Here is a 13,224-nt window from a genome sequence, read left to right as displayed (position 1 = left end):
CGGGCGCGAGGGGCGTGGCGTCCCCGAGGAAGAACCCCGGCGAACGCTGAGGCACCCCGCACCCCGCACCCGGCGCGCGAAAGGCGCCGGCGCCCCGGACACGCGTACCGCAGCCCGGACGCCGACGCCCCCCGAACCCTTCAACCCCCTGCGCACACCAGGCCGTCAGGCCGTCAGACCATCAGGCCGCGCCCGCCTCCCCCAGCTCCGCGCGCGCCGCCACAAAGGCGTCCACCGCACGGTTCACGTCCTCCGTGGAGTGCGCCGCGGACAGCTGCACGCGGATGCGGGCCGCGCCCTGCGGCACCACCGGGTACGAGAAGCCGATCACGTACACGCCCCGCTCAAGCAGCAGCTCTGCCATGCGGCCCGCGACGGCCGCGTCGCCGATCATGACCGGGGCGATGGCGTGGTCGCCGGGCAGGACGTCGAAGCCCTCCTCGGTCATCCGCGAGCGGAAGAGCGCCGTGTTCGCGGCGAGCCGCTCACGCAAGTCGCCCGCGGACTCCAGGAGGTCGAGGACCTTCAGGGAGGCCGCCGCGATCACCGGGGCGAGCGTGTTCGAGAAAAGGTACGGGCGCGAGCGCTGGCGCAGCAGGGCGACGATCTCCGCGCGGGCCGCGACGTAGCCGCCGGAGGCGCCGCCGAGGGCCTTGCCCAGCGTGCCCGTGATGATGTCGACGCGGTCCATGACGCCGTGCAGTTCGGGGGTGCCGCGGCCGCCGGGGCCGACGAAGCCGACGGCGTGCGAGTCGTCGACCATGACCATGGCGTCGTACCGGTCGGCGAGGTCGCAGATCTCCGCGAGCGGGGCGACGTACCCGTCCATGGAGAAGACGCCGTCGGTGACGATCAGTCGCCGCCGCGCGTCGGACGCCTCCTTCAACCGCTGCTCCAGGTCCGCGAGATCACGGTTGGCGTAGCGGAAGCGGCGGGCCTTGGACAGGCGGATGCCGTCGATGATCGAGGCGTGGTTGAGGGCGTCGGAGATCACCGCGTCCTCGGGGCCGAGGAGGGTCTCGAAGACACCGCCGTTGGCGTCGAAGCAGGAGGAGTAGAGGATCGTGTCCTCCTGGCCGAGGAAGGCGGAGAGCCGCGCCTCCAGCTCCTTGTGCACCTCCTGCGTACCGCAGATGAAGCGGACGGAGGCCATGCCGTAGCCCCAGCGGTCCAGGGCCTCGTGGGCGGCGGCGACGACCTCGGGGTGGTCGGCGAGGCCGAGGTAGTTGTTGGCGCAGAAGTTGAGGACCTCGCCGGGACGGCCCCCGGAGGTGACGGCGACCGTGGCGGACTGCGGGGTGCCGATGACGCGCTCGGGCTTGTGCAGCCCGGCGGCGGCGATCTCGTCGAGCGTGGCCTGGAGGTCTTGGCGTACGGAGTCGAACATGCGGGGTTCCTTCGGTGGTGAGCCGTTGGTGGGCCGGCGGTGGACCGATGCCCGGTCGAGTCGGGCCGGTCGCTGGCCGGTCGGCGTAGGTGCGCCGGCGTTGGTGGGCCGGCGTCGGTGTGCCGAGGAGGGTCAGGAGGTCCAGTCGAGGATGACCTTGCCGCCGCGGCCGCTCGCCGCGTCGTCGAAGGCCGCCTCGAAGTCGCGGTGGCCGTAGCGGCCCGTGATGACGGGGGCCAGGTCGAGGCCGCCTTCGAGCAGGACGGACATCGCGTACCAGGTCTCGAACATCTCGCGGCCGTAGATGCCCTTGATCGTGATCATCGAGGTGACGATCCGCGACCAGTCGACGGGGAACTCCTCGGCCGGCAGGCCGAGCATGGCGATCCTGCCGCCGTGGGTCATGTTGGCGACCATGTCGCGCATCGCGCGCGGGTTGCCGGACATCTCCAGGCCGACGTCGAAGCCCTCGCGCAGCCCCAGCTCCCGCTGGCCGTCGGCGATCGTCGAGTCCGCCACGTTCAGGGCGAGGCTGACGCCCACCTTGCGGGCCAGCTCCAGACGCTCCTCGCTGACGTCGGTGATCACGACGTTGCGGGCCCCGGCGTGCCGGGCCACGGCCGCCGCCATGAGGCCGATCGGTCCGGCGCCGGTGATCAGCACGTCCTCGCCGACCAGCGGGAAGGACAGCGCGGTGTGCACGGCGTTGCCGAACGGATCGAAGATCGCGGCCACGTCGAGGTCGACGGGCACGCGGTGCACCCATACGTTGCTCGCGGGCAGCGCGACGTACTCCGCGAAGGCCCCGTCCCGCCCGACGCCGAGGCCCACCGTGGCGCGGCACAGGTGGCGGCGCCCTGCCAGGCAGTTGCGGCACTTGCCGCAGACCAGGTGGCCTTCGCCGCTGACCTGGTCGCCGACCGTGATGTCCACGACGTCCCGGCCGGTCTCCACGACCTCGCCGACGAACTCGTGCCCGACCACCAGCGGCGCGGCGACCGCCTGCTGCGCCCAGCCGTCCCAGTCCCGGATGTGCAGATCCGTCCCGCAGATCCCGGTGCGGAGCACCTTGATCAGGACGTCTCCCTGGCCGATGACCGGCTCGGGCACGTCCATCAGCCGGAGTCCCGGCTCTGCCTTCTCCTTGACCAGCGCCTTCAAGGCCACGGCTCCTGTCGTACGTCTCGTATGTCGCTGCTTGCTTCGACGACACAGGAATCTCCCCTACCGGGGCGCCCCGGTCCATCGAGGATTTCTTAAGCGCCGCCGCAGGTTTCCTTCAGACCTGTAGGTCAGCGGGTCTGACCGCGTTCGAAACAGGCGATCAGTTCGGGGCCCGGGCCGAGAACGGCGAGGCGGAGACGCAGGCGGCGACGCGGTAATCGCTTACGGCAGCTGTGCTGCCGAGAAAACACAGAAAGACCGCCGACCCCCTTGCGCAGTACAGCAACCGCTTACATGCTGACGCGAAGCGATCGCGCGGCGCCCGACCCCGGCCACCTGTGCCCATCTGTGTCACCCCCTCCGACACCCCTGGGAGTTCGCATGCCCACGCCTCTTTCCGGCTCCACCGGGCCAAGCCGTCGCGCACTGCTCACGGCCGGCGCGGCCTCCGCCGCCGTGTCGGCGACGGGCGGCGCGGCGCGGGCCGCCGACCGCGAGGACACGGACGGCACCGAGGCCGCGTCCGTCAAGGACGACGCCTACGACACGCTCCTATCCCGCGCGGCGGCGCAGCTGACCGGCGGCGCGTTCGACCCCGCGGACCCCGACTTCGCCGCGGCGCTCAAGACGCTCGACACCCAAGCGGCCACCTGGTGGCGGCGGTTGGACCGCTCGGCGGGCAGAACCGCGCTCTGGCCCGACCTCTCCCCCGCCTCGGACCCCGGCAACTTCGGCCAGAGCTACACCCGTCTGCGCACCCTCGCGACGGCCTGGGCCACCCCCGGCACCTCGCTCACCGGCCGCGCGGAGATCGCCGGCGCCCTGCTCGAAGCGCTGCGCCTGCTGCACACCTCCGGTTACCACCCGGGCCGCCCGGAGTCCGGAAACTGGTGGTTCTGGGAGATCGGGGCGCCCCGCGCGCTGATGGACACCTGCGTCCTGCTCCGGGCGCGGATGCCCGCCGAGGACCTGGCCGCGTACACGGCGACGGTCGCGAAGTTCTGCCCGGACCCGGACCGCCGCACCAACGCCCCCTCGCTCTCGGAGACCGGGGCCAACCGCGCCGACAAGGCCGTGATCGTGGCCCTGCGCGGCCTGCTCACCCGGGACGCGGCGACGGTGGCGCTCGCCCGCGACGGTCTGTCCGACGTGCGGGACGGCGGCACGAACAGCCTCTTCCGGTACGTCACTTCGGGCGACGGCTTCTACGAGGACGGGTCGTTCGTCCAGCACGGCTCCGTCGCGTACACGGGTACGTACGGCAGTGTCCTGCTCGGCAGCACGGCCCAGCTGATCGCGCTGCTCGCGGGCTCGCCCTGGGCGGTCACGGACCCGAAGACCTCCGTGCTGTACGACGCGGTGGACCGGACCTTCGCGCCGGTGGTCTTCGACGGGCTGATGATGGACGCCGTGCGCGGCCGGGCGATATCCCGGGAGCGGGCGCGGGACCACCACGACGGCGCGGCCACGCTCTCCCACATCCTCCACCTCGCCTCCGGCGCCCCGCAGGCGTACGCGCGCCGCTGGCGTGCGCTCGCCAAGGGGTGGATACGCCGCAACACGGTCACGCCGTACCCGGGCCTCGTCGGCATCCCGGCGCTGGCGCGCGCCAAGGCCGTCCTCGACGACACTTCGGTCCCGGTGGCGGAGCGGCTCACCGGGCACTTCGTGTTCGCCGGCATGGACCGCGTGGTGCACCGGCGGCCGGGCTGGGCGCTGACGCTGTCGCTCTCCTCGCAGCGGATCGCCGCGTACGAGGCGGGCAACGGCGAGAACCTGCACGGCTGGTACACCGGTGACGGCATGACGTACCTGTACGACGGCGACGACCTCGGGCAGTACGGCGACGGCTTCTGGGCCACCGTGGACCCGTACCGCCTGCCGGGCACGACCGTGGACACCCGTGCGCGCGCCGACATCGGCTCCGGCGCCGGCACGGGGACGTACCGACCGAAGAACGCGGTGGCGGGCGGCGCGGTCCTGGACGGCCGCCACGGCGCGGCCGCCATGGAACTCCTCGCCGACGGCAGTTCCCTGCGCGCCCGGAAAGCGTGGTTCTGCGTGGACAACGTGGTCGTCGCGCTCGGCGCGGGCATCAGCGCGCACGACGGCCGGACCGTCGAGACGGTCGTCGAGAACCGGAATCTGCACGTCGGCGAGCCCGCGCGGACACTGACCGTGGACGGGCGCGGGCAGCCGGGGCACGACGGGTGGTCGGCGCGGCTCGACGCGGCACGGTGGGCGCACCTGCACGGTACCGGCGGCTACGTCTTCCCCGACCACCCCGGCCGGGCGGGCGGCCTCGGTCTGCGCGCCCTGCGCGAGGAGCGCACCGGCCGCTGGCGGGACATCAACACCGGGGCGGACACGGGTGGCAGCGTCACGCCGGTCAGCCGCCGCTATGTGACGCTGTGGCTGGACCACGGCGTCTCGCCGGACGCGGCCTCGTACGCCTATGTCCTGCTGCCCGGCGCCGGCGCGTCCGCGACCGCGGCGTGGGCGCGGGCCCGGCCCGTGCGGATCGCGGCCAACGACACCACCGTCCAGGCCGTCGAGGAGCCCCGGTCCGGGCTGCTCGCCGCACACTTCTGGCGGTCCGGCACCGTGGCGGGGCTGACGGCCTCGGGGCCGTGCACCGTCCTGGTGCGGCGGGGGCAGGGGGGTACGGCGGTGGCCGTGGCCGACCCGAGCCGCACGGGGGTGACGGTCAGCGTCGAACTGCCCCTCCGGGTACGGGGTGTTCGGCGGGCGGATGACACGGTGACCGTCGCGGTGGGGCGGCGTGGCGTGGTGAGCGTCCGGGTCGGTGGGTCTCGGGGGCGGACGCACACGGTGGAGGTCGTGTGAGTATCGCGCCGCCGCGGCCCGGGGCTCCCTGCCCAGGGCCACGGCATCGAGGCATCGGCCTCACCGCATGCCCGGCGCGCTCTCCTGGGCGGGTTCCTCGGGTGCCGGGTGCTGGTCCGGATCGTCGGCCCGGGCGGCGGCACGCAGCGCCGCTTCGACGCGGCGGTTGCTGGTCATGGACGCCGTGACGGCCGTCATCGCCAGGAGGAGGCCGGCGGCGGCGTAGAGCGGGGTGCGGATGTCGTAGGCGGTGGCCAGCCAGCCGCCGACGAAGGCCCCGAAGGGGGCGGCGCACATGGCCAGCATGCGGGAGGTGGAGGCGACCCGGCCCATGAGGCGGGCCGGGACGATCGCCTGCCGGAGGGAGGGGCCGAGCACCATCGTGGCGCCCATGCCGGCCCCGCAGACGGCGAGCGCCAGCCCGGCCACATACGGGTTCGGGGCAGCGGCAAGGCCCAGGATGGCGAGCCCTTCGACGGCGGCCGTGCAGGTCAGCGCGGTGCCGGTGCCGAGCCGCCGGCCGAGGCCGGAGGCGATGGCCGCGCCGAGCAGGCCGCCGGTGGCCTCCGCCGTGAGGAGCAGGCCGAAGCCGTAGGTGTCGATGCCCAGGCGCTCGTGCGCGAAGAGGGCGAGGACGGTCTCCACGGCGAGGAAGGCGATGTTCCCGACCGCCGGGCGGAGTGCGAGCCCGAGCAGCAACCGGTCCCGGAAGACGTACGACGCCCCGGCCCGCGCCTGCCGGAGCAGCGACTCGCGGGCCTCCGGCACGGGCGGGGGGATGGCGGGCAGCGTCCGTACGAGCAGTGCGGAGAGCAGGAACGACACCGCGTCGGCGAGCAGCGGCACCGCCCGCCCGAGCGCGAGCAGCGCACTGCCCGCGGGCGGCCCCGCGAACCCGGACATAGCGGTCTGGGCGCCGCGCAGGCGGGAGTTGGCGCGCTCCAGGAGTGCGGGGTCGCGGCCGAGGAGATCCGGCAGATAGGCCGTGGCGGCCGTGTCGAAGAAGAGTCCGCCGAGACCGAGCAGGAAGGCGACGGCCGCGAGCAGCGGAATGCTCAGGACATCCAGTAAGGCCGCTGCCGCCGGTATCACGAGCAGCACCGCACGCGCCGCGTCCACCACCCACATGGTGCGGCGGCGGTCCCAGCGGTCCACCAGCGCACCGCCGAGCACCCCGAAGAGCAGCCACGGCAGCGTCCCGGCGGCCGTGACGACGGCAAGCGCCATCGGGTCCCGCGTCAACGCCAGCGCGAGCAGCGGCAGCGCGGCATGCGAGACCCCGTCACCGAGGGAGGAGACCGTCTGCGCGGTCCACAGCCGTCCGAACCCGGCCGGCAACTTCTGTTTGGCTGACGTCACTTGGCACCGCCCGAGGCCTGGTCGCGCGGCGCCGGGTGGAACAGCGCGAAGACGAGGGACGCGTCCGGCAGTGACGGGTCGGACAGCTTGCGGTACTCGTCCGCCAGCGCCTCCAGCCGCGCCCCCAGCTCCGCGAACTGCTCATCGGTGAGCCGCAGATGCGCCATCCGCACGTGCCGCTCGCCATCCGCCGACGACGCCTCCAGGTCCGCCACCGCGTGCCGCATCAGCACGTCCGGCCCTCCCTCGCCCGGATCGGGCAGCACGACCGACCGCGCGGCCATCGCGTAGTACCGCTCGGTGACGCCCCGCACCTTGCGCGTGCGGACCACCTTCACCAGGCCGGCCCGCTCCAGCAGCCGCACGTGATAGCTGGAACTCCCTTTCGCCAGGCCGACCCGCTCGGCGATCTGTGTGATCGTCGCCGGCTCGAAGCGGAGCGCGGCCATGATCCGGTGGCGCGTGAGGTTGGAGACGGCGCGCAGCTGTTCGTCCGTGGTGACGTGAAACGTCTCGGGGAGATCATCGGTAGGCATGCGCCCAATGGTCAACGTTTCTTGACCATTGAGCAAGGGGATTTCCGCACGGATCTTCAGAACCCGCCGCCCGGCACCTGAGAGCTGCCGCCAAGGCGCCCGTCTGACATGCTCCCTGGCCGTGACGACCACCCGGTGCCCCGGCCCGGGTGTGCATCATCCACCGCCCCCGGACCAGGAGTTGAGAGATCACCATGCCCGGACCCCGCCTCTCCCTGCCGCCCACCGACCACGCCCTCTCCCCCCTCACCGGCTGGACCCGCGCGCACTGGGAGGCGCTTGCCGACCGGCAGTTGCAGGCTCTGGTGCCGTTCGCCACGCCGGGGTTCGCGCAGTACCGGCTGCCGGGGCGGGCGAGTTGGTCCGGGGTGGTGTCGGACGGGCTGGAGGGCTACGCCCGCTCCTTCCTGCTGGCCGCGTTCCGGATCGCGGGGGCGGGCGGCGAGGTGGACCCCCGCCTCGTGGAGCGCTACACGCTGGGGCTGGCGGCCGGCACCGACCCCGGCAGCGGCGAGGCGTGGCCCCCGCTCACCGACCGTTCCCAGCAGATGGTCGAGGCCGCCTCCATCGCGATCGGGCTCCACGAGACCCGCCCGTGGATCTGGGACGCGCTCGACACCGGGGTCCAGGAGCGGGTGGTCGACTGGTTCTCCGGGTTCCTCGGCGCGAAGACGTGGGACAACAACTGGCGCCTCTTCCAGGTGGTGTCCGAACAGTTCCTCGCCTCGGTCGGCGCCCCGTACAGCAAGGCGGACATCGAGGGCGGCCTGGACCGCATCGAGGACTGGTACCACGGCGACGGCTGGTACAGCGACGGCGACGGGCGCAACTACGACTACTACAACGGCTGGGCCATGCACCTGTACCCGCTGCTGTGGGCGCGCATGGCGGGACCGGGCGGCGACGGCGGACGCGCCGCGGTGTACCGCGAGCGCCTCGCCCGGTTCCTCGCGACCTACCCGCACTTCTTCGGCGGCGACGGCGCCCCCGTCCACCAGGGGCGTTCGCTCACCTACCGCTTCGCCGCCGCCGCGCCCGTGTGGATGGGCGCCCTCGCGCACTGCACGCCGCTGGCCCCCGGCCTGACCCGGCGGCTCGCCTCCGGCACGGCCCGGCACTTCGTGGAGCGCGGCGCGCCCGACACACGGGGGCTGCTGCCGCTCGGCTGGTACGGGACGTTCCTGCCCACCACCCAGGCCTACTCGGGCCCCGCGTCACCGTACTGGGCGAGCAAGGGCTTCCTCGGCCTGCTGCTGTCCGCCGACCACCCGGTGTGGACGGAGCGCGAACTCCCGCTGCCCGTCGAGGAGTCCGACCAGTACACCGCGCTCCCCGTGCCCGGCTGGCTCCTGCACGGCACGCGGCTCGACGGCATCGTGCGGCTCGTCAACCACGGCAGCGACCACAACCCCCTCCAAGGCCCGGCCCAGGACGACCCGCACTACTCCAAGTTCGCCTACTCGACGGCGACGGCCCCCGAGACCGCCCCGCGCGCCTGGGAACGCACCGTCGACGGCCACCTCGCCCTGGTCACCGCCGACGGCACGCCCTCGCGCCGCCTGCGCATCCACCCCCTGCGCTGCGCGGGGCGCGTCGCCTCGTCCCGGTACGACGCCGAACTCCCGGGCCACGACAGCGCGTTCCCCGTCGTGTCGACGAGCGCGCTGCACGGCCCGTGGGAGATCCGCGCGCACCGGCTGCGGGCCCCGGCGGGCACGACCGTCCGCGAGGGCGGCTACGCGGTGGCCGACCGGACACCCCCGTACGCCGCACACGGCCCCGGCTGGGCGCTCACCCGTACGGCGGCGGGGCTCACCAGCGCCGTGGTCGCCCTGCACGGCTGGGACGGGGAGTCGGGCATCGCCCGCGAGACCGCGGCCAACGCGTACGGACCGCACTCCGCGACGCCCTTCCTGACCCGCCCGCAGCACCCGGGCGGGCCCAGCGTGCACGTCACGCTGGTCGCCCTCACGCGGGAGACCGTCGACCCGCGGGCACTGCGCGAGTCCCTCACCTGCGCCGTGGACGACGAGGGCGTGCGCGTCCGCTTCCCCGACGGAACCGAGCTGGAGCTGTAGCTGTGGCCGGGGTCAGATGCCGCCGTCCTCCCGCCGGTGGATCTGCTCGACCAGCTCCGCGGCCAGCGTCTTGATCGTGTCGAGCCCCGCCCTGCCCCAGCGGCGCGGCTCGACGTCGACGACGCAGACCGTGCCGAGCACGATCTCCGTACGGTCGATGAGGGGCGCGCCCAGGTAGGAGCGGATGCCGATCTCGTCCACGACGGGGTTGCCGGCGAACCGCGGATAGTCGCAGACGTCCTCCAGGACGAGCGCCTTGCGGCGCACCACCACATGCGGGCAGTACCCGTGGTCGCGCGCGAGGTAGCGGCTCATGACGTTGTCCGGGCTGTGCAGCCCGGCGAAGAACTGCCGGTGCTCGTCGATGAAGTTGACCATCGCGTACGGCGCGCCCGTCAGCTCGGCGAGCCGGTCCGCGAAGAGGTCGAGGGCCGAGTCGGGCCGGTCGCCGATGCCCAGCCCGCGCAGCCGCCGCACGCGCGCGGGCGCCTCCTTGTCGACAGGGGTGAGCAGCAGGTGCCGGTCCGGCGTCATGTGTGGGCTCCGTAGCTGGGGGCCGGGGCGTGGTTGAGGAGGTGCTTGACGAGGATGAGGAGCGTCTGGATGCCGGAGCTGGAGATCCGGGCGTCGCAGCGTACGACGGGGACCTGCGGGTCGAGGTCGATCGCGGCCCGTACCTCCTCCGGTTCATAGCGGTAGGCGCCGTCGAACTCGTTGATCGCGACGATGAAGCCCATGCCGCGCTGTTCGAAGAAGTCCACGGCGGCGAAGCAGTCCTCCAGGCGGCGGGTGTCGGCGAGCACGACCGCGCCGAGCGCGCCTTCGGAGAGTTCGTCCCACATGAACCAGAACCGCTCCTGGCCGGGCGTGCCGAAGAGGTACAGCACGTGTTCGGGGTCGAGCGTGATGCGTCCGAAGTCCATGGCGACGGTCGTCGTGGTCTTGTTCTCCACGCCCGACAGGTCGTCGGTGGCCTCGCTGACCGTGGTGAGCAGTTCCTCGGTGCTCAGCGGCGCGATCTCGCTGACGGCGCCCACAAAGGTCGTCTTGCCGACCCCGAAACCACCGGCGACCAGGATTTTCAATGCGGTGGGGAAGGGGTCAGAGCTGTCGTCGTAATCCATCGAGCACTGCCTCCAACAGGGACCGGTCAGTGGGGTTGTGGTAGAAGTCCGGGGCCTTCATGGTGAGCGCCCCGGAGTCGAGGAGATCGCAGAGGATCACTTTGGTAACGACCGCGGGCAGCTTCAGCTGGGCCGCGATCTCGGCGACGGAGGTCGGGGCTCCGCAGAGGCCGAGGGCCGCGGAGTGCTCGGGTCCGAGGTAGCCGAGCGGGGTCACCCCCGTGGTCATCACCTGGGAGAGCAGGTCGAGTTGGCTGGTCGGTCTGGTCCGTCCGTCGCTGACGGTGTAGGGGCGGACGAGCCGTCCCGCGGCGTCGTCGAGCCAGGGCCCGTCGTGCGGGGCCGCCACGCTCATCGCCTCATCGACGCGGGTTCCCCGGCCGGCTGCCGAGGCGCGGTGATCAGGTACGGGCGCACGCTCTTGACGAGCATCGCCATCTCGTAGCCGAGGACGGCCGCGTCGGCGTCGCGGCCCGCGAGCACGGCGAGGCAGGTGCCGGAGCCCGCCGTGGAGACGAACAGCAGTGTGGAGTCCAGCTCCACGACGACCTGCCGGACGTCCCCGCCGTCCCCGAAGCGGACACCGGCGCTGCGCCCGAGCGAGTACAGGCCCGAGGCGAGGGCCGCCATGTGGTCGGCGCTGTCCGGGTCGAGGCCGTGCACCGACTTCACGAGCCCGTCGGAGGAGAGCAGGACGGCGCTACGGGTGTGCGGCACGCGCTGCACGAGTCCGCTCATCAGCCAGTCGAGATCGGATACATGGCCGGTCGGCGCATCGCTCGCCATGGTGGATCGACTCCTTGAGATACGACGTACGAGGGTCTGCCTGCGCAGAGGTGGTGGGGGGTGATCGGGCGTCATCGTGCTGCTCAGCCGCCTTGTCCGCTGCCGTCACGGGGGAAGCCGTAGTTTTGGAAGCCGCCGTCCTGGAGGCTGCTGGCTTGGAGGCCGCTGTCCGGGAGGCCGCCGGTGCCGTACTCCCGTGGGGTGGGGTCGCGCGCTTCCTGCGCCTGGGCCAGGCCGATGCCGCGCTGGAACGCGGCCATCAGCCCCGGATCGTGGCCGACGAGTTGGTCGCCGTCGGGCCGCGGTCCCGGGGAGTCCCGCAGCTGGGGCACGATGTGTTCCTGCGCGCGCCGCTTGGGGAGCTGGGGCCTGTCGGCCCGCCCTCCCACGGCTCCGCCGAGGGGCGTCAGCGGCGCGGCGGCGTGCTCGGCCGCGGCCTGCCGGTCCTCGGGGCGGATGCCGGGCACGGCGTCGGCGGGCGTCGGCCGGTCCTGGCGGGCGCCGCGCACGGGCAGGGGGCGGGGCTGCCCCCCGGCGCGGTCGGGAGCGGTGTCGCGCTGCGGCTGGACCGGCACGGGGACGGGCTCCTGGCGCGGCTCCGGCCCGGGGTGCGCCTGAGGCAGTGCACCGCCGGTACCGCGTACGTCCGGAGCATGCGGTACGACGTCCTGACCGTGCCGCACCGCGCCCTGTGCATGCTGCTGTACGTCGCTCGCGGCGGGCTCGTCCCGCGGCTCGGCGCCCAGCAGTTCCTGGGGCAGGATCAGTACGGCCTGCACCCCGCCGTAGATGTTGCCCTGGAGGCGGACCGCGACACCGTGCCGACGGGCGAGCGCGGCGACCACGAAGAGGCCGATCCGCCCGTCCTGCAGCAGACTCGCGACGTTGACCTGGTCGGGGTCGGCGAGCAGCCGGTTCATCCTGTTCTGCTCGGCGAGGGGCATGCCGAGGCCTCGGTCCTCCACCTCGACGGCGAGGCCGGCGGTCACGAGGTTGGCGCGCAGCAGGACCTGGGTGTGCGGCGCCGAGAACACCGTGGCGTTCTCGATGAGTTCGGCGAGCAGGTGGATGACGTCGGCCACGGCGTGCCCGCTCAGGGTGCCGGCGATGGGCGGCACCAGCTTGACGCGGGAGTACTGCTCGACCTCGGCGGTGGCGGAGCGCATCACCTCGGTCATCGGGACGGGGCTGGTCCACTGGCGGCGCGAGACGGCGCCGCCGAGCACGGCGAGGTTCTCGGCGTGCCTGCGGATGCGGGTGGCGAGATGGTCGACGTGGAAGAGACCCTTGAGCAGCTCGGGGTCCTCGACGTCGTTCTCCAACTCGTCGAGCAGGCAGATCTCCCGGTGCACCAGCGACTGGAGGCGCCGGGCGAGGTTGACGAAGACCTCGACCTTCTGTTCGCTGCCCGCCTGGCTGGAGAGCTGCGCGGCCTGCACGACGGCGTCGACGGCGACGTCCTGGGCGCGCGTCAGCTCGACCGCGAGCTGGTCGAACTCGTCGCCGTCCGGCCGGTCCCGCGGCGGTGTCCCGCGCACGGGCGGCTCGTCGCCGCGGCGCAGGCGCTCCACGACACCGCGCAGCTCGGACTGGCCCTGCACGGCTGCCCGGCGCAGGGTGCCCACCCGGTCCCGTACGGACCTGGCGGCGCGGTCGGCCGCCACGGCGGCGACCCCGATGCCGGTGAGGGCGACGAGCGCCGCGGCGGTGAGGACGGCGAGCAGGGCGGGGCCGGGCCGCGCTCCGGTCGTCCGCAGGGTGAAGAGCACGGCCGCGCAGGCGCTCAGACCGACGGCGACGGCGGGCAGCACCGCGATGCGCAGGAGGTGCGGCCGTATGTGGGTCTCGGGCAGGGCGGTGGCGGTGCGGCCCCCTGGCCTGCCGTGCCGGCCGCCCTCACGGCGGTCTGCGCGGGCGGCCGGTGCGCGTAGGTGAGACATCTG

11 protein-coding genes are annotated in these 13,224 nt (G+C 73.3%); 2 read left to right on the top strand and 9 right to left on the bottom strand.

Annotated elements, in window-relative coordinates; all coding sequences use genetic code 11:
- Positions 1-181: 181 nt before the first annotated feature.
- A complete protein-coding gene (locus J2N69_RS32930) occupies positions 182-1,387 on the bottom strand; it encodes a glycine C-acetyltransferase (protein WP_230903968.1) in 1,206 nt (401 codons plus the stop codon).
- A 132-nt stretch (positions 1,388-1,519) separates the two neighbouring features.
- On the bottom strand, positions 1,520-2,548 hold the full coding sequence (gene tdh / locus J2N69_RS32925) for an L-threonine 3-dehydrogenase (RefSeq protein WP_230904980.1): 1,029 nt from the start codon (positions 2,546-2,548) through the stop codon (positions 1,520-1,522).
- 384 nt (positions 2,549-2,932) lie between these two features.
- On the opposite strand from tdh, the gene J2N69_RS32920 reads away from it, so the two are divergent.
- On the top strand, positions 2,933-5,398 hold the full coding sequence (locus J2N69_RS32920; protein ID WP_230903967.1) for a polysaccharide lyase 8 family protein: 2,466 nt from the start codon (positions 2,933-2,935) through the stop codon (positions 5,396-5,398).
- A gap of 60 nt (positions 5,399-5,458) precedes the next feature.
- Here the strand turns inward: J2N69_RS32920 and J2N69_RS32915 are convergent, their stop codons facing one another.
- On the bottom strand, positions 5,459-6,757 hold the full coding sequence (locus J2N69_RS32915) for an MFS transporter (protein ID WP_230903966.1): 1,299 nt from the start codon (positions 6,755-6,757) through the stop codon (positions 5,459-5,461).
- Complete coding sequence (locus J2N69_RS32910; protein WP_230903965.1) at positions 6,754-7,293, bottom strand: winged helix-turn-helix domain-containing protein; 540 nt, start codon at positions 7,291-7,293, stop codon at positions 6,754-6,756. The genes J2N69_RS32915 and J2N69_RS32910 overlap by 4 nt, the downstream gene beginning before the upstream one ends.
- 194 nt (positions 7,294-7,487) lie before the next feature.
- On the opposite strand from J2N69_RS32910, the gene J2N69_RS32905 reads away from it, so the two are divergent.
- Positions 7,488-9,371: a DUF2264 domain-containing protein gene (locus J2N69_RS32905; RefSeq protein ID WP_230903964.1), complete on the top strand. Its 1,884-nt coding sequence runs from the start codon at positions 7,488-7,490 to the stop codon at positions 9,369-9,371.
- A gap of 12 nt (positions 9,372-9,383) precedes the next feature.
- Here J2N69_RS32905 and J2N69_RS32900 read toward each other — a convergent pair whose 3' ends face one another.
- The 5 genes from J2N69_RS32900 to J2N69_RS32880 all read right to left on the bottom strand — a co-directional run bounded on the left by J2N69_RS32900 (position 9,384) and on the right by J2N69_RS32880 (position 13,221).
- Positions 9,384-9,905: a GAF domain-containing protein gene (locus J2N69_RS32900; protein ID WP_230903963.1), complete on the bottom strand. Its 522-nt coding sequence runs from the start codon at positions 9,903-9,905 to the stop codon at positions 9,384-9,386.
- Positions 9,902-10,495, bottom strand: a complete 594-nt coding sequence (locus tag J2N69_RS32895) for a GTP-binding protein (protein WP_127909527.1) — start codon at positions 10,493-10,495, stop codon at positions 9,902-9,904. Before J2N69_RS32895 ends, J2N69_RS32900 begins: the two co-directional genes overlap by 4 nt.
- Complete coding sequence (locus J2N69_RS32890; protein WP_230904979.1) at positions 10,473-10,844, bottom strand: DUF742 domain-containing protein; 372 nt, start codon at positions 10,842-10,844, stop codon at positions 10,473-10,475. The genes J2N69_RS32895 and J2N69_RS32890 overlap by 23 nt, the downstream gene beginning before the upstream one ends.
- Positions 10,845-10,846: 2 nt before the next feature.
- A complete protein-coding gene (locus tag J2N69_RS32885) occupies positions 10,847-11,281 on the bottom strand; it encodes a roadblock/LC7 domain-containing protein (protein ID WP_127909528.1) in 435 nt (144 codons plus the stop codon).
- An 83-nt stretch (positions 11,282-11,364) separates the two neighbouring features.
- Positions 11,365-13,221, bottom strand: coding sequence for an ATP-binding protein (locus tag J2N69_RS32880; RefSeq protein WP_230903962.1), 1,857 nt, complete (start codon positions 13,219-13,221; stop codon positions 11,365-11,367).
- Between the last annotated feature and the right edge of the window lie 3 nt (positions 13,222-13,224).

The organism is Streptomyces huasconensis (assembly GCF_021028635.1).
GTDB lineage: Bacteria > Actinomycetota > Actinomycetes > Streptomycetales > Streptomycetaceae > Streptomyces > Streptomyces huasconensis.
Note: the sequence above shows the minus strand (reverse complement) of the source record. Positions and strands in the feature narration are given on the sequence as shown.

Bases quoted from the DNA above. Each gene is read 5' to 3' on its own strand.
- J2N69_RS32930 (WP_230903968.1), bottom strand. From the start codon at position 1,387: ATGTTCGACTCCGTACGCCAAGACCTCCAGGCCACGCTCGACGAGATC.
- J2N69_RS32920 (WP_230903967.1), top strand. From the start codon at position 2,933: ATGCCCACGCCTCTTTCCGGCTCCACCGGGCCAAGCCGTCGCGCACTG.
- J2N69_RS32910 (WP_230903965.1), bottom strand. From the start codon at position 7,293: ATGCCTACCGATGATCTCCCCGAGACGTTTCACGTCACCACGGACGAA.
- J2N69_RS32905 (WP_230903964.1), top strand. From the start codon at position 7,488: ATGCCCGGACCCCGCCTCTCCCTGCCGCCCACCGACCACGCCCTCTCC.
- J2N69_RS32900 (WP_230903963.1), bottom strand. From the start codon at position 9,905: ATGACGCCGGACCGGCACCTGCTGCTCACCCCTGTCGACAAGGAGGCG.
- J2N69_RS32895 (WP_127909527.1), bottom strand. From the start codon at position 10,495: ATGGATTACGACGACAGCTCTGACCCCTTCCCCACCGCATTGAAAATC.
- J2N69_RS32885 (WP_127909528.1), bottom strand. From the start codon at position 11,281: ATGGCGAGCGATGCGCCGACCGGCCATGTATCCGATCTCGACTGGCTG.
- J2N69_RS32880 (WP_230903962.1), bottom strand. From the start codon at position 13,221: ATGTCTCACCTACGCGCACCGGCCGCCCGCGCAGACCGCCGTGAGGGC.